The sequence below is a fragment of the Streptosporangium sp. NPDC049376 genome (assembly GCF_044466505.1).
In the GTDB taxonomy this organism is placed as follows: Bacteria; Actinomycetota; Actinomycetes; order Streptosporangiales; family Streptosporangiaceae; genus Streptosporangium.
In genome coordinates, this window is record NZ_JBITMT010000001.1 from 195,986 (window position 1) to 215,512 (window position 19,527).

At 70.5% G+C, this 19,527-nt stretch carries 18 protein-coding genes; 12 read left to right on the forward strand and 6 right to left on the reverse strand.

Features of this window, described 5'->3' with window-relative positions:
• The first annotated feature begins 27 nt into the window (after positions 1-27).
• The 3 genes from ACIBVQ_RS00785 to ACIBVQ_RS00795 all read left to right on the forward strand — a co-directional run bounded on the left by ACIBVQ_RS00785 (position 28) and on the right by ACIBVQ_RS00795 (position 2,586).
• Positions 28-222, forward strand: coding sequence for a DUF3046 domain-containing protein (locus tag ACIBVQ_RS00785; RefSeq protein WP_352008539.1), 195 nt, complete (start codon positions 28-30; stop codon positions 220-222).
• Between the two features lie 637 nt (positions 223-859).
• Entirely contained in the window at positions 860-1,588 is a 729-nt protein-coding gene (locus ACIBVQ_RS00790) for a response regulator transcription factor (protein WP_352008540.1), read from the forward strand.
• A 71-nt stretch (positions 1,589-1,659) separates the two neighbouring features.
• Positions 1,660-2,586 (forward strand): DMT family transporter, encoded by a 927-nt coding sequence (locus ACIBVQ_RS00795; protein WP_386190149.1) that lies wholly within the window; start codon positions 1,660-1,662, stop codon positions 2,584-2,586.
• On the opposite strand, the gene ACIBVQ_RS00800 is transcribed toward ACIBVQ_RS00795, so the two are convergent.
• From ACIBVQ_RS00800 to ACIBVQ_RS00810, 3 genes are read right to left on the reverse strand one after another with little or no spacing between them, the layout of a single operon-like run.
• Positions 2,524-3,954, reverse strand: a complete 1,431-nt coding sequence (locus ACIBVQ_RS00800; RefSeq protein WP_399174820.1) for a cation:proton antiporter — start codon at positions 3,952-3,954, stop codon at positions 2,524-2,526. The two genes, ACIBVQ_RS00795 and ACIBVQ_RS00800, sit on opposite strands and share 63 nt — an antisense overlap.
• A complete protein-coding gene (locus ACIBVQ_RS00805) occupies positions 3,951-5,408 on the reverse strand; it encodes an amino acid adenylation domain-containing protein (RefSeq protein ID WP_362910850.1) in 1,458 nt (485 codons plus the stop codon). Before ACIBVQ_RS00805 ends, ACIBVQ_RS00800 begins: the two co-directional genes overlap by 4 nt.
• Positions 5,405-6,532: an acyl-CoA dehydrogenase family protein gene (locus ACIBVQ_RS00810; protein ID WP_399174822.1), complete on the reverse strand. Its 1,128-nt coding sequence runs from the start codon at positions 6,530-6,532 to the stop codon at positions 5,405-5,407. Before ACIBVQ_RS00810 ends, ACIBVQ_RS00805 begins: the two co-directional genes overlap by 4 nt.
• Before the next feature lie 291 nt (positions 6,533-6,823).
• Between ACIBVQ_RS00810 and ACIBVQ_RS00815 the strand changes: the two genes are divergently transcribed.
• Genes ACIBVQ_RS00815 through ACIBVQ_RS00835 form a run of 5 tightly spaced genes read left to right on the forward strand, consistent with a single transcriptional unit; the run spans position 6,824 to position 11,267 of the window.
• Positions 6,824-7,078, forward strand: a complete 255-nt coding sequence (locus ACIBVQ_RS00815) for an acyl carrier protein (RefSeq protein ID WP_352008545.1) — start codon at positions 6,824-6,826, stop codon at positions 7,076-7,078.
• A gap of 48 nt (positions 7,079-7,126) precedes the next feature.
• The gene (locus ACIBVQ_RS00820) at positions 7,127-8,470 is read left to right on the forward strand and encodes an NAD(P)/FAD-dependent oxidoreductase (RefSeq protein ID WP_352008546.1); all 1,344 of its coding nucleotides are present in this window, start codon (positions 7,127-7,129) and stop codon (positions 8,468-8,470) included.
• A 32-nt stretch (positions 8,471-8,502) separates the two neighbouring features.
• Positions 8,503-9,864, forward strand: coding sequence for a TrpB-like pyridoxal phosphate-dependent enzyme (locus ACIBVQ_RS00825; RefSeq protein WP_362774538.1), 1,362 nt, complete (start codon positions 8,503-8,505; stop codon positions 9,862-9,864).
• 1 nt (position 9,865) lies between these two features.
• The gene (locus ACIBVQ_RS00830) at positions 9,866-10,852 is read left to right on the forward strand and encodes an amidohydrolase family protein (RefSeq protein ID WP_362774541.1); all 987 of its coding nucleotides are present in this window, start codon (positions 9,866-9,868) and stop codon (positions 10,850-10,852) included.
• Positions 10,836-11,267, forward strand: coding sequence for a MaoC/PaaZ C-terminal domain-containing protein (locus ACIBVQ_RS00835; protein WP_362910846.1), 432 nt, complete (start codon positions 10,836-10,838; stop codon positions 11,265-11,267). The genes ACIBVQ_RS00830 and ACIBVQ_RS00835 overlap by 17 nt, the downstream gene beginning before the upstream one ends.
• A gap of 5 nt (positions 11,268-11,272) precedes the next feature.
• Here ACIBVQ_RS00835 and ACIBVQ_RS00840 read toward each other — a convergent pair whose 3' ends face one another.
• The gene (locus ACIBVQ_RS00840; RefSeq protein ID WP_399174826.1) at positions 11,273-12,748 is read right to left on the reverse strand and encodes a PLP-dependent aminotransferase family protein; all 1,476 of its coding nucleotides are present in this window, start codon (positions 12,746-12,748) and stop codon (positions 11,273-11,275) included.
• 79 nt (positions 12,749-12,827) lie between these two features.
• Between ACIBVQ_RS00840 and ACIBVQ_RS00845 the strand changes: the two genes are divergently transcribed.
• Complete coding sequence (locus tag ACIBVQ_RS00845; protein ID WP_352008551.1) at positions 12,828-13,079, forward strand: hypothetical protein; 252 nt, start codon at positions 12,828-12,830, stop codon at positions 13,077-13,079.
• 42 nt (positions 13,080-13,121) lie between these two features.
• Here ACIBVQ_RS00845 and ACIBVQ_RS00850 read toward each other — a convergent pair whose 3' ends face one another.
• Positions 13,122-13,400: a hypothetical protein gene (locus ACIBVQ_RS00850; RefSeq protein ID WP_386190152.1), complete on the reverse strand. Its 279-nt coding sequence runs from the start codon at positions 13,398-13,400 to the stop codon at positions 13,122-13,124.
• Between the two features lie 270 nt (positions 13,401-13,670).
• Between ACIBVQ_RS00850 and recA the strand changes: the two genes are divergently transcribed.
• From recA to rny, 3 genes are all read left to right on the forward strand, one after another.
• Positions 13,671-14,765: a recombinase RecA gene (recA, locus tag ACIBVQ_RS00855; protein WP_352008553.1), complete on the forward strand. Its 1,095-nt coding sequence runs from the start codon at positions 13,671-13,673 to the stop codon at positions 14,763-14,765.
• A gap of 13 nt (positions 14,766-14,778) precedes the next feature.
• Positions 14,779-15,519 (forward strand): recombination regulator RecX, encoded by a 741-nt coding sequence (gene recX, locus ACIBVQ_RS00860; protein ID WP_399174829.1) that lies wholly within the window; start codon positions 14,779-14,781, stop codon positions 15,517-15,519.
• Positions 15,520-15,956: 437 nt separating this feature from the next.
• Complete coding sequence (gene rny, locus ACIBVQ_RS00865; protein WP_352008555.1) at positions 15,957-17,576, forward strand: ribonuclease Y; 1,620 nt, start codon at positions 15,957-15,959, stop codon at positions 17,574-17,576.
• A 40-nt stretch (positions 17,577-17,616) separates the two neighbouring features.
• On the opposite strand, the gene ACIBVQ_RS00870 is transcribed toward rny, so the two are convergent.
• Entirely contained in the window at positions 17,617-19,494 is a 1,878-nt protein-coding gene (locus ACIBVQ_RS00870; protein WP_399174832.1) for a S9 family peptidase, read from the reverse strand.
• Positions 19,495-19,527 lie beyond the last annotated feature (33 nt).

Genomic DNA, 19,527 nt, shown 5'->3' on the forward strand with positions numbered 1-19,527 from the left:
ACCCGTGGCCGGGGTCATACTTGGGGGATGCGCCTGTCGGATTTCTGGGACCGGATGAAACTGCACTTCGGTGACGCCTACGCCGAGTCGTGGGCTCGCGACTACATCCTGGCCGAGCTGGGCGGCAGGACGGTGGACCAGGCGCTCGCCGACGGTTTCGCGGCCAAGGACGTCTGGCGGGCGGTGTGCGGGGTGATCGACGTCGCCCCCCGCCTGCGCTGAGGACCCCGCCCCGGCCTCCGGGGCGCCTTCGTTCCCGGGCCGTGGGTTTCGCGCGAAACGCCGCCGGATATGGCCGCCCCTTTCCCTGCGCCGATCTTGAAGCGTGTTCCCCGGGCGGACGGGCCGGTCGCCGGAAATTTTCCGGGACGTGTCAACTAGCTGGGTAAATAAGCGCTTCGTGATCGTCCCGCCCATCACACGGGTGAGCGGGCCTCGCCGGCCATGCCGAACTTCGTATGGTTCCTCGTGTTGATCGACTTTTCTCGTAAGGCCGCCACCTGGCCGAATATCGTTCCGGTCGCAAATAGCGAGGGTTAAGTCACAAAAATTGGTAGATACATTGCGATCGCACTGTTGTATACCCGAGGTATGCGTATCCGGATAGTGGGGGTCTGTCCGCTGTGTCTCTTGTCGACCGCGAGCCGACCCGCCCCATGACCCATGGTCCGCCCGTCAGGGACGGGCCCGCCGGGAGGGCGCCCCGGCCGACACACGCGCGCGGCCTCCGCGTGCGGCGGCCGTACCTCGTGATCTGGAACCTTCGCGATCTCCTGACGGCCCGTGCGCGGGCCGTGCCCTCAGGCACGCAGGACGAGAGCCGCCGAAACCGCGATTTCCCAGGCCAGATACGGTGACGATGAAGAATGCCACCCAGAAGAAGACGGTCCTTCTGGCCGAGAGCCGCACACTTCTCCGGATCGGACTGAGGGAGATCCTCGACGAGACCGGAGACATGGCGGTGACCGGTGAGACGACCGACTCGACGGACACCATCCGCAGCATCCGCGACCTGTGCCCCGAGGTCGTCGTGATGGGACCGCTCAGCGACTGCGCCGACTCCGTCGAGGCGACCAGGAAGATCGTGGCGGAGCTCCCCGGCGAGACCCCTCGCTTCCTCGCGCTCGTCGACGCCTGGGACGCCCGCTCCCTCGACATGGCCGAGCCCGAGGTGGGAGGTCTGCTGTTCACCAACGCCTCGGCCGAGGAACTGCGTGCCGCGATCAGGATGCTGTCCGCCGGATACTCCTTCCTGGCCCCCGAGGCGTGTCAGCGGACCGTCAGGACCGCCGCGACGGGATCGCCCAGGACGCCGCCGGTGACCGACATGACCAGCAGGGAACTGGACGTGCTGCGCCTGCTGGCCCGTGGCTACACCAACGCGGAGATCTCCAGGGACCTGTCACTCAGCGAGAGCACCGTCAAGTCCCACGTCCAGAACGTGCTGCACAAGAAACACCTGCGCAACAGGGCGGGCGCGGTGATCTACGCCTACGAGACGGGCCTGATGAAGGTCGGGGAGAACCCCGTCCACCTGTCCCGCAGGAGGTATCCGCAGGAGGAACGCAGCCGGGCGGCCAACGCGTAACGGGAGGTCAGTCCACTTGCCCGCCCATTGGCACTTTCGCGAGATCATGCCGCTTGCCACGATGACACCCCGTGACGTTCATACGAGACAAGGCCGACAGGCGGCGCGGCATGATCGGTGCGGCGACCGCGATGTTCTGCGTCGGCACACTGACGGGGGTCTCTCCCGCGCTCCACGGCTATCCCGTGTACGGCGGGCAGGCGGTGCGCTACGCCGTCGGCGCGGTCCTGCTGTTCGCCGTCGTCAAAGCCAGGCGGCTGCCACCGGTCAGGCTGACCCGCCGCGAGATCCTTCTCGTCGCCGCCCTGGCCCTGGTCGGGCTGGCGGCGTTCAACGTGTTCGTGGTCGAGTCGACCCGCTACGCCGACCCGGCGATGGTCGGCACGATCGTGGCCACCGTCCCCATCGTCTTCGCGGTCGCCACACCGCTCATGGAGGGCAGGAGGCCGACCCCGCACGTCGTGGTCGCTGCGGTCGTGGTCGCCACGGGGGCGGCCGTCACGATCGGCCTGGGCGGCGCGACGCTCGTCGGGGTGCTGCTCGCGCTCGGCGCGCTCGGCGGGGAGGTCGGCTTCTCACTGCTGGCGATCCCGCTCCTGCCGAAACTCGGCGCCGTCAGGGTCGCCGCCTACTCGGCCGCCGCCTCCGTGCCGCTGCTGCTGATCGCCGGGGCCGTCGTCGACGGACCGCGGATGCTGCGGACGCCCACGTCCTCGGAGGCGGGGGCGCTGGCCTACCTCGCCGTCGTGGTCACCGCCTTCGCGTTCTTCTGCTGGTACGACGCGCTGCCCCGGCTCGGCGCGGAACGGGCCGGCCTGTTCTCCGGCTTCCTGCCGCTGGGCACGATCGTCGCCGCCGTCGTCCTGGGGACGGGCCACCCCGGCTGGCCGGAGTTCGCCGGGGCCGCCCTCGTCGTCGTGGGCCTGCTGATCGGGCTACAGCCGACGGGCCCCTCCATCTCGACGGCGGGCCGTCAGCCGGTCGAGCAGCGAGAGTAACGGGGCCGTCGCGGCGGTCGTCACCAGCGCCATGACCACCAGCACGACGAACAGCCGTTCGCTGAGCATCCCCAGGGCGAGCCCGAGGTTGAGCACCACCAGCTCCGTCAGGCCCCTGGCGTTGAGAAGCACTCCGAGCGAGGCCGAGTCGGGCCAGCTCAGCCCGGTCGAGCGGGCCATCAGCATCGGACCGGCCAGCTTGCCCAGCATCGAGACCGCCACGACGAGCACGGTCACGCCGAGCAGTGAGGCGTCGAGCCCGCTGCGCCAGACGTCCGTGCGCAGCCCCGTGCCCACGAAGAAGAACGGCAGCAGCAGAAGCCCCGAGACGGAGTTGATCCGCTCGGTCAGCCGGGACAGGGATCCGGAGGGACAGCACAGGCCGTACAGGAACGCGCCGAAGATGGCGTGAATCCCGATCGCCGAGGTCACCGCGGAGGAGGCGAGCAGGCCCGCCAGCAGCACCAGCAGGCGTATCTCCGGCCGGTCCTCAAGCGCGGTGAGAATCCTGGCCAGCCAGGGACGGACCAGCCAGGTCATCACGACGCCGTAGGCGAGCACCAGCGTCACGGTGAGCGCCGCCCTGACCGGGGTGTCCCGGCCCGCGACCGCGGTCATCACGGCGATCAGGCACCAGGCGACCACGTCGGCGATCGCCGCGCACAACATGCTCAGCCTGCCCAGCGGGGTACGGAACATGTCCCGTTCGACCAGGATGCGGGCGAGCACCGGGAAGGCGGTGATCGACAGGGCGGAGCCGAGGAACATCGCGAAGACCACCGGGCTGGCCTGAGGCCCGGCCCAGTCGCGATACAGCAGGCTCGCCAGGAGCGCGCCGCCGAGGAAGGGACCCGCGATGCCCGCGTGGGCGATCGTCACGGCGGCCCCGCCCTGACCGCGGAAGGAGGTCTGCCTCGTCTCCTGGCCGACCACGAACATCAGGGCGATCAGCCCAAGGTCGGCCAGGCCCTGCAGGACGGGACGCACCTCGGCGGGGAAGAGCCAGGCGCTCACGCCGGGCAGCAGCGCGCCGAGCACCGAGGGCCCGAGGCAGAGCCCGGCGAAGATCTCCCCGACGACGGGCGGCTGCCCCACGCCCCTGGCCAGCCGTCCGAAGAGCCTGGCGGCCAGGATGACCACGGCTATCGCGGCGAACAGCTGGACGCTGTGTTCGACGGGACCGGAGGCGGAGGGCACCGGCCGCGCCGTGCCCGCCGAGGTCCCCAGCATCACCAGCAGGCCCACGGCCGCCAGCGCGGGCAGGATCGCGGTCAGGGCGTAGACGGCGGCGCCCGCCCCGCGGCGTGAGACGGGGGTCCCCGACGGGCGGGGATCGAGCTCGACCGTGCCCGTGGGCGTCGGCGTCATCGTGCCTCCGAGGTGAGCAGACGGCGGTGGATCTTGCCGTTCGGTGTCCTGGGCAGCTCGTCGACGTGCCGGACGGCGTCGACGATCATGTGCCGGGGCAGCGAGGCCGCGCAGTGGCGCTTGATCTCCAGCAGGTTCGGGCGCTCGGCCCCAGAGGGCACCAGGTAGGCGACCAGCCTGGCGTCGATGCCGCTGCCGGTCAGCACGACCGCCGCGTCGCCGACGGCGGGATGGGCCTGCAACACCGCCTCGATCTCGCCGATCTCGACCCGGTACCCCCGGATCTTGACCTGTCCGTCACGCCTGCCGAGGAAGCGGTAGTCGCCGTCGTCCTGCAGCAGCACCAGGTCACCCGTCGCGTACGGCCCGGCCTGCGGCGCGGAGCCCCAGTACCCCAGCATCACCGTCGGCCCGTCGACGACCAGCTCACCCTCCTCGCCGGGACCTGCCACGCCCCCGTCCTGCCTGACCGCCCACACCCGGTCACCGGAACAGGCCCGCCCGATGGGGACCGGCGTGGTCCTGTCCCCGGCCACCTCGCCGACCTCGTGGAAGGTGCACACGTTGGTCTCCGTCGGTCCGTACAGGTTGAGCATGCGCACCCCGGGCAGGTGCTCACGGAGCCTGCGCAGATGCGTCACCGGGTACGGCTCGCCGGCGAACAGCAGCGCGCGCAGCGCCGAGGGGCGCGCGTCGAGCAGCCCGCCGTCGCGGGCCATCAGGATCAGCGCCGAGGGCACCGAGTACCACACGGTGATCCGCCGGCCCAGCAGGAAGTCGACCAGCAGGCGCGGGGCGTAGGCCGTCTCCTGCGGGATCAGGTGCACCGAGGCCCCCGCGTGGAAGGCGACGTACAGGTCCAGCACCGACAGGTCGAAGTGGAAGGGGGCGTGGTTGGCGAAGCGGTCGGCGGGGACGGCCCCGAGCTCGGCGGCGGCCCAGCCGACGAAGGCCAGCGCGTTGCGGTGCGACAGGCAGACGCCCTTCGGCACGCCGGTCGAGCCCGAGGTGTACAGGATGTAGGCCAGGTCGTCGGCAGTCCCGTCCGGCTCCGGCAGCGGCGGCGGGGTGCCCTCGGGTCCCGGGCCGGGCGCCGGGACGTCCACGCCGTTGAGCTCCAGCGTCCGCAGGCGCTCGGGGGAGGTGACCACGGCGCGCGGCGCGCAGTCCCGCACCAGGTGGACGGCCCGCTCGACCGGGCTGAGCGGATCGACGGGCACGTAGGCGGCCCCCAGACGCAGCACCGCCTGGGTCGCGACCACGGCCCGCGCCGACTTGTCGAGCCAGAGCGCCACCCGGTCGCCCCGCCGTACGCCGGTCGCGGCCAGCGCGTGCGCCAGGCGGTCGGCCTCGGCGTCCAGCTCGCCGTAGGTCAGGGCGGCGTCCGGCCCGGCGACGGCGAGCGCCTGCGGGGCGCGGCGGGCGCTCCGGCGGACGAGTTCGTGCAGTCTCACAGCCCCAGCTCCTTGACGATCTGTTCGAGCTGGATCTCCGTGGTGCCGGAGAAGACGGTCGAGGGCAGCGCGTCCCGCAGCGCGCGCTCCACCCCCGCCTCGCCGCGGATGCCCGCCCCGCCGAAGATCTGCACGGCGTCGAGACCGGCCTGCACCGCGCCCTCGCTGACCGCGAGCTTGGCCATCGCGACGTCGAGTACGGCGCGCTCGCCCCGGTCGAGCCGCCAGCAGGCCCGCCACAGCAGCAGCCGTGCCGCCTCAAGGCGCAGCCGCAGCCGCGCGATACGGTGCGAGACCGCCTGGTTGTCGGAGACACGGCGGCCGAACTGCCTGCGCTCCCCGGAGTGCTCGACGACCGCGTCGAGCAGCCGTTCGGTCAGGCCCAGGTAGCCGGCGAACAGGCAGGTGCGCTCCCAGCGCATCGAGGACTGGAAGATCGCCGCCCCCTGCCCCCGCACACCGAGCATGGCGTCCGCCGGGACACGGCACCCGTCGAGCCGGACCCGCGCGGCGGGGACGCTCTCCAGCCCCACCTTGCGGAACGGCTCACCGACGGTCAGTCCCGGCGTGCCGCGTGACACGGCGAACGCGCTGACCCCCATGTGCCCGAAGGCCGGGTCGGTCGAGGCGTAGACCGTGAAGACGTCCGCGATCGGCGCGTTGCTCACGAAGGACTTGACCCCGGTGATGACGTAGTCGTCGCCGTCGCGGACCGCGCGCGTCGTCATCGCGGTGACGTCCGAGCCCGCCTCGTCCTCGGTGATCGCGTTGGCGCCGACCAGTTCGCCGGAGCACAGGCCGGGGAGCGTCGCCGCACGCAGCTCCGCGTCGCCGTGCTCGGCGATGGGCATCGCGCAGGCGAACAGGTGCGCCATGGTGGCGAAGACCAGCCCCATGTCCTGGCAGCCCCGGCCGAACGCCTCCACGGTCAGCGCCGTGTCCAGGAAGCCGAGTCCGCCGCCGCCGTACCCGGCGGGCACGGACAGGCCCGTCAGGCCCAGCGCCGCGCACCGCCCCCAGTCCTCACGGGTGAGGAACCCGTTCTCGGTCACCGGCCATGTACGTGTCTTTTCCCGGACCAGCTCGTATCGCTCCCGCTGGTCGGAATCCCAGGCGAAATCCACGCTCGGAAGCTTAGGATCGGCCGCTTTCCGCTGTCCTCATCATTCCAGCGGAAGCTTCTGCCCAGGAAACGGGAAAACGTGGGGAACAAGTCTGCCCACTCGTCCTTTCCACCCCCCTACCAAATGAGGAGTCCACCTGTCCTCAGGGTGGCCGGGGAGAGGTGAAGTTCAATATTTGTCAGGAGGACAGTCAGAGCACCGCTTCGTAGTCTCATGCCGGTGGTCGTGCCCGGAGCGACGGCCACGGCGGTGTGATCGCCCGATGGGTCACCCATGAGACGGGAGCTGCGAATGAACGAGTCGGAGGTCTCCGACGTACTCCGCAAATACCTGCAGGAGAGAATCCTTGACACCTCGGACGTGGAGATCGAGCCGGAGACCCCGTTGCTCGAATGGGGAATTCTCAATTCGCTCACGACCACCCGGCTCGTCGGATTCATCAGGGAACAGTACGGGATCGAGATTCCCATGGAGGAGATGGTCGGCGGGAACTTCAAGGACCTGCGGAGCATCAGCGGTCTCGTCGTACGGCTCGGCAGCGAGTGAACGTGTACCGGTGTGCCCGTGAACGTGTCCACGAGGGGAAGGCCAATCATGTCTGACGTTGACTTCGACATCGCGATCATCGGAGGCGGTCCCGCGGGATCCACGATGGCCTCCTACCTGTCGCAGGCCGGGCTGTCCTGCGGCGTGTTCGAGGGCGCGATCTTCCCGCGCGAGCACGTGGGGGAGTCCCTGATCCCCGCGACCACCCCCGTGCTGTCCGACATCGGCGCGCTGCCGAAGATCGAGGCCGCGGGCTTCCCCAGGAAGTACGGCGCCGCCTGGACCTCGGCGATCGACGCGAAGATCCCCACCCTGGGCTTCGAGGTCTCCCACGGGTTCGGGACGGCCGAGATCGACTTCAGCGAGCGTGACCAGGCCGGGGTCAACCAGGACTACACCTACCACGTGGACCGCGGGCGGTTCGACCTGATCCTGCTGCAGCACGCCGAGTCGCTCGGCGCCAAGGTCTACGAGGGCATCCGGGTGCGCCGGGTCGACTTCTCCGAGCCCGAGCCCAAGCTGGTCTTCAGCATGGGCCGCAGGGAGACGGACGTGCGGGCGAGGATGGTGATCGACGCCAGCGGGCGCAACACCTTCCTCGGCAGGCAGCTCAAACTCAAGGTCTCCGACCCGGTGTTCAACCAGTACGCGATCCACACCTGGTTCGACGGGCTCGACCGCGGCGCGCTGTCGGTCGACAAGGAGCAGAGCGACTACATCTTCGTCCACTTCCTGCCCATCACCGACACCTGGGTGTGGCAGATCCCCATCACCGAGACGATCACCAGCATCGGGGTCGTCACGCAGAAGAAGCACTTCAGCGAGGCCGGATCCGACTGGGAGACCTTCTTCTGGAGGTGCGTGGAGAGCCGCCCCGAGCTGGCCGAGGCGCTGCGCGCGAGCAAGCAGGTCAAGCCGTTCAAGCCGGAGGGCGACTACAGCTACGCCATGCGGGAGATCTGCGGCGACGGCTGGCTGATGATCGGCGACGCGGCCCGCTTCGTCGACCCGATCTTCTCCAGCGGCGTCAGCGTGGCCATGAACAGCGCCAGGATCGCCTCCTACGACATTCTCGCGGCGGCGGAGCGGGGTGACTTCACCAAGCCCTCCTTCGCGAACTACGAGGGCAAACTACGCAACGCCGTGAGCAACTGGTACGAGTTCATCTCCATCTACTACCGGCTCAACATCCTGTTCACGGCCTTCGTCGCCGACCCGAGATACCGCCTCGACGTGCTGAAGATGCTCCAGGGAGACGTCTACGACGGCGGCGAGCCGGTGGCTTTGACCAAAATGCGAGAGATCACCCGCCAGGTCGAGGAGAATCCTGATCATCTCTGGCACAAGCACCTCGGCACGCTGCGCGCCCCCAGCGCGGCGCCGCAGTTCTAGCCGCAGTTCCGAACGGAAGGACCGGGAGATCCGTGAAGAAGTTCATCCTGGCGGAGAACGACCTGCCCCAGCAGTGGTACAACATCCTGCCCGACCTGCCCGCCCCGCTGCCGCCGTACCTCAACCCCGTCACGCACGAGCCGCTGCGCCCTGAGGACCTCGCGCCGCTGCTGCCGCAGGCGGTGATCGAGCAGGAGTTCTCCCCGGAGCGCTGGATCGACATCCCCGAGCAGGTGCGGGACATCTACCGGATGTGGCGGCCGAGTCCCCTGGTGCGGGCCGACCGCCTGGAGAAGGCGCTGGACACCCCGGCGAAGATCTACTTCAAGTACGAGGGCGTCTCGCCCGCGGGATCGCACAAGCCCAACACCGCGATCCCGCAGGTCTACTACAACGCCAACGAGGGCGTGCGGCGGCTGACGACGGAGACCGGCGCGGGACAGTGGGGCTCGGCGCTGTCCTTCGCGGGCAGCCTGTTCGGCGTCGCCGTCACGGTCTACATGGTGCGCGCCTCCTACGAGCAGAAGCCCTACCGCCGCTCGCTCATGCACACCTGGGGCGCCGAGGTGTTCCCCTCCCCGACCAGCCGCACCCAGGCGGGCCGCGACATCCTGGCCAAGGACCCCGACTCGCCCGGCAGCCTGGGCATCGCCATCAGCGAGGCCGTCGAGGACGCCCTGGCCCACGACGACACGAAGTTCGCGCTCGGCTCGGCCATGAACCACGTGGTGCTGCACCAGACCGTCATCGGTCTTGAGGCCAAGCGCCAGCTGGAGATGGCGGGCGACTACCCCGACGTCGTGGTCGGGTGCGTCGGCGGGGGCTCCAACTTCTCCGGGCTGGTCTTCCCCTTCATGGCCGACCGGCTCTCCGGGGAACGGCCGGGCACCAGGTTCATCGCGGCCGAGCCGACCGCCTGCCCGACGCTCACCCGGGGCGCCTACACCTACGACTACCCCGACTCGGCCGGGCTCGGGCCGCTGCTGCCCATGCGCACCGTCGGCCACGACTTCATGCCCGCGCCCATCCACGCGGGCGGCCTGCGCTTCCACGGGGACGCCCCGACCCTGTGCGCGCTGCACGAGCAGGGCTACATCGAGGCCCGCGCCTACGAGCAGAACGAGGTGTTCGCCGAGGCCGTGCGGTTCGCCAGGAGCGAGGGGTTCATCATGGCGCCCGAGTCGTCGCACGCGCTGCGCGGCGCCGTGCAGGAGGCGCTCGCGGCCAAGGAGGAGGGGAGCGAGCGCACGATCCTGTTCGGTCTGTCCGGGCACGGCCACTTCGACCTGGGCGCCTTCGACGCCTACCTGGCGGGCCAGCTTGAGGACTACGCGATCCCCCAGGCCCAGCTGGACGAGGCGCTGAGCCGGCTGCCGAAGATCGCGACGACCTGAGATGGGCGGCGGCTGGATCGACGTGCACCACCACAGCTACCACCCGCCGCTGATCGCCGAGCTGCGCCGGAGAGGGGTGACGCACATGGCACCGGGCGTCCCCCTCCCCGAGTGGACGGTCGAGGACTCCCTCAGGGTGATGGACGCCAACGACGTCCGGGCGGCGATCCTGTCGATCCTGCTGCCGGACGCCGCGCTCGGCCAGGGCGCCGCCTCCCTGGTACGGCAGGCGAACGAGTGGTCGGCCGAGCTGGTGCGCGACTTCCCCGGCAGGTTCGGCGCCCTGGCCGTCCTGCCCATGCCCGACGTCGAGACGACCCTGGCGGAGATCGAGTACGCGCTCGACGTGCTCGGCCTCGACGGGGTCGTCATGAGCGCGAGCCTGGCCGACGGCCGTTACCTGGGCGATCCGGCGTTCGCCCCGGTCTTCGACGAACTCGACCGGCGCGGGGCCGTGGTCTTCGTCCACCCGAACCCGGCCTACCGGTGCGACTGCGCCGGCGGGCCCGGGTTCGCCGCCAAGGTCCCGCCGCCGCTGGTCGACTTCGTCATGGACACCACGCGGGCGGTCGCCGACCTGCTCTTCGGCGGCACCCTCGGCCGCTGCCGCGACATCCGGTTCGTCCTGGCCCACGCGGGCGGCACGGTGCCGTTCCTGGCCTGGCGGCTGGAACTGGCGGCGACCTGGGTACTGCCGGGGGCGGGCGGGCTGGACGTGGCGGGAGAACTGCGGCGGCTGTACTACGAGACGGCCCAGGCGGCCTCGCCCGCGACACTGGCCTGCCTGGCCGAGGTGACCGGCAGGGAGAACGTCCTGTTCGGCACGGACTTCCCGTTCATGCGGGACGCGGTCGTCTCCGGGACCCTGCGTCACCTGGCGGACGCCGGGGACATCCCCTTCCTGGACAACGCCCTGGCCCTGTTCCCCCGCCTGGCGGACAGGCTCGCGGCGGGAAGGGAAGGGGCCGCCGATGCCGCGCGCCTTTGAGGACTTCCACGTCGGGGACGTCTTCGAGCTGGGCAGCCAGAAGATCACCCACGAGGAGATCGTACGGTTCGCCCAGGCGTACGATCCGCAGCCCCGTCACCTCGACCACGAGGACCTCATCGCCAGCGGCTGGCACGTGACGGCGACGTTCATGAGGCTCTACACGGAGGGGGTACTGCTGCACGCCGAGGCGGAGGTCTCCCCGGGCGTGGACGAGCTGCGCTGGCTGCGGCCGGTCAGACCGGGGGACGTCCTGACCGGCCGGGTGACGGTCGTCGGGCTCGCGGCCTCCCTGTCCAGGCCCGACTGCGGGATCCTCCAGCAGCGCGGGGAGTTCCTCGACGACCGGGAACGGCCGGTCATGCGGATCATGATCTACGGCCTGATGCGCAGACGCCAGGCCGCGAACCCCTAGCCGTCTCAGACCACGACCTGTACGGCGGGCGCGGGCCCGTGCCTGGCGATCTCCGACCAGGCACGGGCGAGCCGGTGGACGAGTTCGTCGAGGATCTCGGGGGAGAAGGTGAAGGGCAGCCTGATGTGGTTGGTGTGCCCGCCGTCCGGGTCCATCACGGCTCCGGGCACCACGTCGACGCCGTGCCGTACGGCGACCTGGGCGAAGGCCATGGCGTCGACACCGGGCAGCTCGACCCACAGGGCGCCGCCGCCGTCGGGGCGCCGCCAGCGCCAGCTCGGCAGCCGGTCCCGCAGCAGGGCGTCGATGTGGTCGAGCTGCAGGCCGAGCTCCTTGGCCCGTTCGGCGAGGATCCGGTCGAGGCGGGGCATCAGCCTGGCCGCGAGAGCCTGGTCGATCACCGGGCTGCCGATGTCGGCGAGGACCTTGCGCCGGGAGAGCCGCTGCACGATCTCGGCGGGCCCGCGGACCCACCCGATGCGCAGGCCGCCCCAGACGGCCTTGGCGAGCGAGCCGAGCGAGAGCATCTCCGTGCCGTGCGGCGCGTAGGCCGCGAGCGGCGCGGGTACGGCCCCCGGTTCCGCGTGGTAGGTCATGTAGGCGTTGTCCTCAAGGACGGGCACCTCGTGCTCGGCGGCCAGTTCCGCGATCCTGCGCCTGCGCGCCGCCGACATGAGCACCCCGGTCGGGTTGTGGTAGGTCGGCATGAGATAGAGGAGCGAGGGTTTGCGCTCCCGCAACATGGCGCCGAGCGTGTGGATCTCAGGCCCCTCCTCGTCGAGCGGTACGGTCACCAGGCGCGCCCCGGCGGAGCGGAACACGTCCAGGCAACCGGGCCAGTTGGGCGACTCGACCAGCACCGTCGCCCCCTGGCTGACGTACAGCTCGGTCACCAGGACCAGGCCCTGGTGCGCGCCCGTCGTCACCACGATCTCGTCGTGCGCGGTCGGCAGGCCGTTCCTCGTCAGGTAACCCGCGATCGCCTCACGCAGTTCAGGAAGCCCGGAGGGGTGGTAGCCGGGCCCGGAAAGCAGGTCGTCCAGGTCGTCGCGGACCAGCTCGCGCAGCGCGACGGCCAGCTCGGGCGCAGCCCCGCCCGCCGCGACCGCGACGGAGATCAGCTCGCCGGGGCCGTCGATCAGCCGCTGGAAGATGGTCATCGCGGTGCCACCGGGCACCCGCCCGTCGGCGGTCGGCCTGCGCACCTTGACGTCCGAGGCGATCCTGGTGCCGCTTCCCTGCCGGCTTGACAGCAGGCCCGCGCCCCGCAGCTCCTGGTAGGCCGCGACCACGGTCGCCCTGCTCACCTGGAGCGCGTCGGCCAGCCCGCGCTCGGAGGGCAGCCGGTCGTCGGGGAGGAGCAGGCCGTCCTCGACGGCCTGCGCCAGCGCGTCCGCGAGCTTGCGATAGAGAGGGCCTCGGCCCGACGCCCAGTCACCGAGGAGCGCGACGATGTCACGCTCGGTGGAAATGCGGTCCATTTTTCCCTCTACTGGATCTGGCCACTTGTGCCAAGGGTGCCAAGAATGGACGCAGTGGGCAATGGAAGTGGACTGGAAAATGACCAATTTTCTCTTTTTCCTGGCCGCGGCCGTGTTCCTGGCCGTGGTTGTGCCGCGTTTCGGCGCGGACACCCGTGACGGCCGGGACTGGAAACCCGCCGATCCCTATCCGCCGGAGCGCGCGGTCGTCACCGCCGTAACCGGCAGGCAGACCGGGCGGGCGCGGGCCGGACGACGTACGCCACGGCGGAGGGCGACGGAGGTAAGGGCGTCCGGCCCGCGCGGGACGGTCGGCGTGCGTCACCCGTAGGTTCCCCGGCCCCCCGGGCGGCGGCGTTTCGCCGTGCGCGGATCAGGGGCCGGGGTCGGGGGCGCTCAACAGCCGGTCGAGGGACTCCGCGGTCCCGCGGGGGTTCCCTGCCTTCTCCCGGCCGTCGGGGGACCACAGGAAGAGCCATCCGTCTCCGGCCGGGGTGGCGAAGACGATCGTCTGTCTCAGGCTCTCCGGATGCCACACCCACAGCACCGGGTCGTCCCCGCCGACCATGCGGCTGGCCAGCCCCTGCCGCGACAGCTCGGCGGACAGGGACCCAAGGTAGGTCAGGCGTTGCTGGCTGAACGTGCTGGTCACGTCGGCACCTCAGAGTCGGCTGCCCCCAGGATCGCCCCAGGTCAGCCCCCTGACAACAGGCATGGGGGAATTCTCGGAAATATCGCCTTCCGGATGGGGTGGGTCGTCCCGCACGCCCCGGAACATGCGCTGTCGTCCGGCCTCGCTCGAACAGTCGTTCGGCTATATTGGACGCGCTGACGCTCCTCGGCGTGCTCTCCGGAAAATGTCGGTGGCACCCCGTAGCTTTCTGGCAACCGATCCAACCCGCGACCCTCCAGGGGGGCTCCCATGGCAGCTAACGACCGCGAGAAGGCGCTTGAGACCGCCCTCGCCCAGATCGAGCGGCAGTTCGGCAAGGGCTCCGTCATGCGACTCGGTGACGAGGCACGTGCGCCCATCGAGGTGATCCCGACCAGTTCCATCGCGCTCGACGTCGCCCTCGGCATCGGCGGTTTCCCGAGGGGCCGCATCATCGAGGTCTACGGTCCCGAGTCCTCCGGTAAGACCACGGTCGCCCTGCACGCCGTGGCCAACGCCCAGCGGGCCGGCGGCATCGCGGCCTTCATCGACGCCGAGCACGCCCTCGACCCCGAGTACGCCAAGAAGCTCGGCGTCGACACCGACGCGCTGCTGGTCTCCCAGCCCGACACCGGTGAGCAGGCGCTCGAGATCGCCGACATGCTGATCCGTTCCGGCGCCATCGACCTGCTGGTCATCGACTCGGTCGCGGCCCTGGTGCCGAAGGCCGAGATCGAGGGCGAGATGGGCGACAGCCACGTCGGCCTCCAGGCCCGCCTGATGTCCCAGGCGCTGCGCAAGGTCGCGGGCGCGCTCAACAACACCGGCACCACCGCGATCTTCATCAACCAGCTCCGCGAGAAGATCGGCGTCATGTTCGGCTCGCCCGAGACCACGACCGGTGGAAAGGCGCTGAAGTTCTACGCCTCGGTCCGTCTCGACATCCGCCGCATCGAGACGCTGAAGGACGGCACCGAGGCGGTCGGCAACCGCACCCGGGTGAAGGTCGTCAAGAACAAGATGGCTCCGCCCTTCCGCGTGGCCGACTTCGACATCCTCTACGGCGTCGGCATCTCCCGCGAGGGCGGCCTGATCGACATGGGTGTCGAGCACGGCTTCGTCCGCAAGTCCGGTGCTTGGTACACCTACGAGGGCGACCAGCTCGGCCAGGGTAAGGAGAACGCCCGTAACTTCCTGAAGAACCACCCCGACATCGCCAACGAGATCGAGAAGAAGATCAAGGAGAAGCTCGGCATCGGCCCCCGCCTGGACAGCCCGGCCACCCCGCCGCCCGCCGCTCCGGCCCCCGCCGCCTCCTCCGGCCGTGGCTCCAAGGCCTCGACCCCCAAGCCGGGCGACGCCTGATCCGGGCTGACCGATGACGACGGGACCTGATTCCGGTCCGGCCGGTGAGGCCGGGCCGCGAGACTGGGGTGCCTGGCCCGACTCGGAGGACACCCGGCGGGACCGGCGCGGCCAGGGCTCCTCCCGGGGCACGCGTGCCCGGGGGAGGCGCGCCGGGCGCGCGGGGGAGGGGGACGGTCTCCTGCCCGACGGTCCGGCCGAGGGGTCGGTGGCGGCCCGGGGGCCCGACGCCGATCCGCAGGCGGTGGCGCGGGCGATCTGCCTGCGGCTGCTGACCATGGCGCCACGCACCCGGGCTCAGCTCGCCGAGGCGCTCCAGCGGCGCGAGGTGCCGCAGGAGGCCGCCGAGGCGGTGCTGGAGCGTTTCTCCGAGGTCGGTCTCATCGACGACGAGGCGTTCGCCGAGGCGTGGGTGAGCTCCCGTCACACGGGGCGGGGGCTGGCCAGGAAGGCGCTCGCCTCGGAGCTGCGCCACCGAGGGGTCGACGAGGACATCGTCAAGGACGCGGTCGAACGGCTCGACCCCGAGCGGGAGGCCGAGACGGCGCGCGCCCTGGTCACGCGCAGGCTGTCCTCGACCCGTGGTCTGGATCCCGCGGTCAGGACCCGCAGGCTGGCGGGCATGCTCGCCAGAAAGGGCTACGGCCCCGGGCTGGCCTTCCGGGTGATCCGTGAGGCTTTGGAGAGCGAGGAGGCGGACAATTTCCCCTCCTCACCCTCTTCCATGGACGAACACGACTATTCAGAGGATTGACCCGGGAGCCGGTGGCCCCAGGCGCCCCTTCCCATTTCGTACGGCCGCCGCCCCGGTCCTGACGGGTGTCGTCGCCGTCGGCGAAACCTGAGCGGCCGGCGAGCCGGTGCGTCCTGCGGCCGTGCCGTACGGGGGAAAGGGGGGTCGCTTCACGTTCGAGTGTTTCCCGGTGCGCCTTTGCTTGCCCGTTACCTCTTTGACGCTTAACCTCGACGGCAGTGAGGAGTTACTCCGCGCAGCGCGGATTGTCATAACGGTAAATTGCGGACGAACAAGCTTCATGGATGCGGGCAGGCGACAGAGCCGGTGGGATGGGCTGATGCGGCGTCGCTCCCGGATCGACATATGTCCTGGTGATACCACCATGTGGACTTTCCGTGCCGTGCGTGTGACGCCTCGTGTCTTGCTATTGGCAACGCGAGGAGGGCGGGGCGCGCATGAATTCGGTTGTGGTCGTCACTTTGACGGTCGCGGTCGCGGTTCTCGCCGTGGCGATGATAGCCGCGCTGATCGTGTTGCTACGCCGTACCGGCGGAGCACTGGGACGGCCGAGCGGTCCCTCACCCGAGCAGCTTGAGGAGATCCAGACCGAACTTGAGGTGGCCAGGCAGGAGGCCGCCGAGATTCGCGCCAAGGCGGAGAACGACGCCGGAGACCTTCTACGCAGGTCGGAGGCCGCCGTGGAGGCCGCCGCAGGGCTGCGCAAGGAGGCGGAGGCCGAGAGCAGGCTCCTGAAGCAGGAGCTCAAGGAGTTCCGCTCCGACCTCGAACGCAGGGAGAAGCGGCTCGCCGAACGGGAGCAGCGGCTCGACGAGGAGGCCAGGCGCCAGGCCGAGCGGGCTCGCAAACTGGCCGAGACGGAGACCGAGCTCGCCGACCGCCGCGAGGACCTCGACCGGGCCGCCCAGGAACGCAGGGCCGTCCTGGAGCGGGTGGCCGGGCTCACCGGCGAGCAGGCCAAGACCGAACTGGTCAAAGAGATCGAGAACCAGGCCAAACGTGAGGCAGCCCTGATCGTCAGAGAGATCGAGGGCCAGGCCCGCAAAGAGGGGGAGAAGCGCGCCACCAAGATCGTGACGCTGGCGGTCCAGCGGGTGGCCACCGAGCAGACCGCCGAGTCCGTCGTCAGCGTCCTGCACCTGCCCGGCGACGAGATGAAGGGCCGCATCATCGGTCGTGAGGGCCGCAACATCCGTGCCTTCGAGTCGACCACCGGGGTCAATCTGATCATCGACGACACCCCCGAGGCGGTCCTGCTGTCGTGCTTCGACCCGGTCCGCAGAGAGACCGCCAGGCTGACGCTGGAGAAGCTCGTCCTCGACGGGCGCATCCATCCGCAGCGCATCGAGGAGGCCCACGAGCGCAGCAGGGCCGAGGTCCAGGACCTGTGCGTGCGCGCCGGTGAGGACGCGCTGGTCGAGCTCGGCATCACCGAGATGCACCCCGAACTCGTCACCCTCCTCGGCCAGCTCCGCTACCGCACCTCCTACGGGCAGAACGTGCTCGGCCACCTGGTCGAGTCCGCCCACATCGCCGGGATCATGGCGGCCGAACTCCGGCTCGACCCTCTGCTGCTCAAGCGCTGCACACTCCTGCACGACATCGGCAAGGCGCTCACCCACGAGGTGGAGGGCAGCCACGCGCTCATCGGCGCCGAGATCGCCAGACGGTACGGCGAGCACGAGGACGTGGTCCACGCGATCGAGGCCCACCACAACGAGGTCGAGGTCAGGACCGTCGAGGCCGTGCTCACCCAGGCCGCGGACGCGATCAGCGGTGGCAGGCCGGGGGCCAGGCGGGAGTCCCTCGAAGCGTACGTCAAGCGCCTTGAGCGGCTGGAGGAGATCGCCACCTCCTACGACGGCGTCGAGAAGGTCTTCGCCATGCAGGCGGGCCGAGAGATCAGGGTCATGGTCAAACCCGACGCGATCGACGACATCCAGGCCCAGGTGATCGCCCGGGATGTGGCCAAGCAGGTCGAGGAGGAGCTGACCTACCCCGGTCAGATCCGCATCACCGTGGTCCGGGAGTCCCGCGCCACGGAGTTCGCCCGATAGGGGTCGTCCAGGCGCGGGGTCACCCGGTGTGCCGGAGCCGTCAGGAGTGGAAGATCTGCTGGTAGAAGGCCAGCTCGGTGGCCAGGGCCGTGCTTCGGGTCTCGGCGCGGCGGAAGCCGTGTGACTCTCCCTCGAAGGTGAGGTAGGTGCACGGGATACCGCGCTCGGCCAGGGCGTCGGCGAAGGCCTGAGACTGCTCCGGAGGCACCACCGGGTCGGACAATCCCTGCAGCAGGAGCATCGGGCAGGTCACCTTGGAGACCATGCCCAGCGGTTCGCGGGGGCCGTACAGCGCGGGGTCCGCACCGATCAGCCAGTCGATGTAGCGGGACTCGAAGTCGTGGGTGGTGGTCACGAACGAGGCGAGCGCGCTCACCCCGTAGTAGGAGACGCCGCCCGCGAACGCGTCGGAGGCGCAGCAGGCGGCCATGACCGTCCAGCCGCCCGCGCTGCCGCCCCTGATCGCGATCCGCCGTGAGTCGGCGAGCCCCTCGGCCGCCAGCCACTCGGCCGCGGAGACCGCGTCCTCGACGTCGACGATCCCCCACTGCTCGTGCAGCAGGTCGCGGTAGGCGCGGCCGTACCCGGTGGAGCCGCCGTAGTTGAGGTCGAGCACGCCGATGCCCCTGCTGGTGAAGAAGGCCTTCTCCAGGTCGAGCGCGCTGATGCTGTGCGCGGTCGGACCGCCGTGCACGAACACCACGTACGGCGCGGGCCCCTCGCCCCTGGCCTCGGGGCTGACGGGCGGGTAGACGATCGCGTGCACCCGGCGCCCGGCTTTGCCGTCGAACTCGACGGCCCGGGGAACGGGCAGGTAGGCGGGGTCGGGCAGCTCGGTGGCGTCGCGCCGGAACTCCTCGGCGCTCCCCGTCGCGGGGTCGAGCCGGACGACGGCGCGGGGAATCGCCGGGCCGTAGGCGATCGCGGCCACCGCCCGCCCGTCGCACGACAGGGACGGGTGCCAGCCGTCGTAGGGGGTTTCGAGGTCGGTCAGTGTGCCGTCCTCGGGGTCGAGCACGCCCAGGCGCAGGTCTCCCCGGCCGTGCAGCAGGACGATCCGCCCGTCGGCCAGCGGAGCGTAGGGTGCTCCGCCGAGCTGCCACAGCGGTCCTGCGCACTCCTCCTGGAGGGGGTGGAGCGCCCGCGCGGGGGCGCCGCCGACGCCGCTCAGGTAGAGGTTCCACCAGCCGGAGCGGTCGGAGATGAAGTAAAGGCTCAGGTCGTCGCGCCAGGAGGGGGCCAGGACCGACTCCTCAAGGCCTCCGGCCACCGTCCTGGTCAGGCCGTCGGAGAGCCGGGTGACCCGTATCTCGGTACCGTTCCACGGCATGCGGGGGTGGTCCCAGCAGACGTAGGCCAGGTGTTCGCCGTCGGGCGACAGGGCGGGGAAGGCGTAGAAGTCGCTCCCGCCGACGAGCTCGCGCGTCTCGGCCCCGCCGTCCAGCGGGACGGAGACGATCGAGCGGCTCACCCGTCCTTCGGCGTCGTGCCGCTCGCGCACGCACAGGATCCGCCCTTCGTGGACGGTCATCTCGGCGTAGCGCAGGCCGCACTCGTGCTCGGGTTCCGGCGTGAGGGGCTCGGGCTCGGAGCCGGGGGACAGAAGGTAGAGGCGCTGGTCGGCGAAGTTGGCGAACACCAGCCCCCCGCCGGGGACCAGGGCGTACGGCCGCCCGCCGTACTCGTGGACGCGGGTCCTGGCGTTCCACGGAGCCGCCAGGAGCTGCGTGCGTGTGCCGTCGGCCTCCTGCCGCACGATCGTGGTGCGGCCGCCCTCAAGGGGGCGGTCCTCGGTCCACCACATCTGGGTTCCCGACACCGTCGGGAACCCCAGGCGCAGCCCCGACCGGGCGACACCCGTGGTCGAGATGGGAGAGGGCCAGGTGGCATACGGCCGGACGACCTGCTCGGGGGACATGGCGCCATCCTGCCCGATAACCCGTCCCGTGTC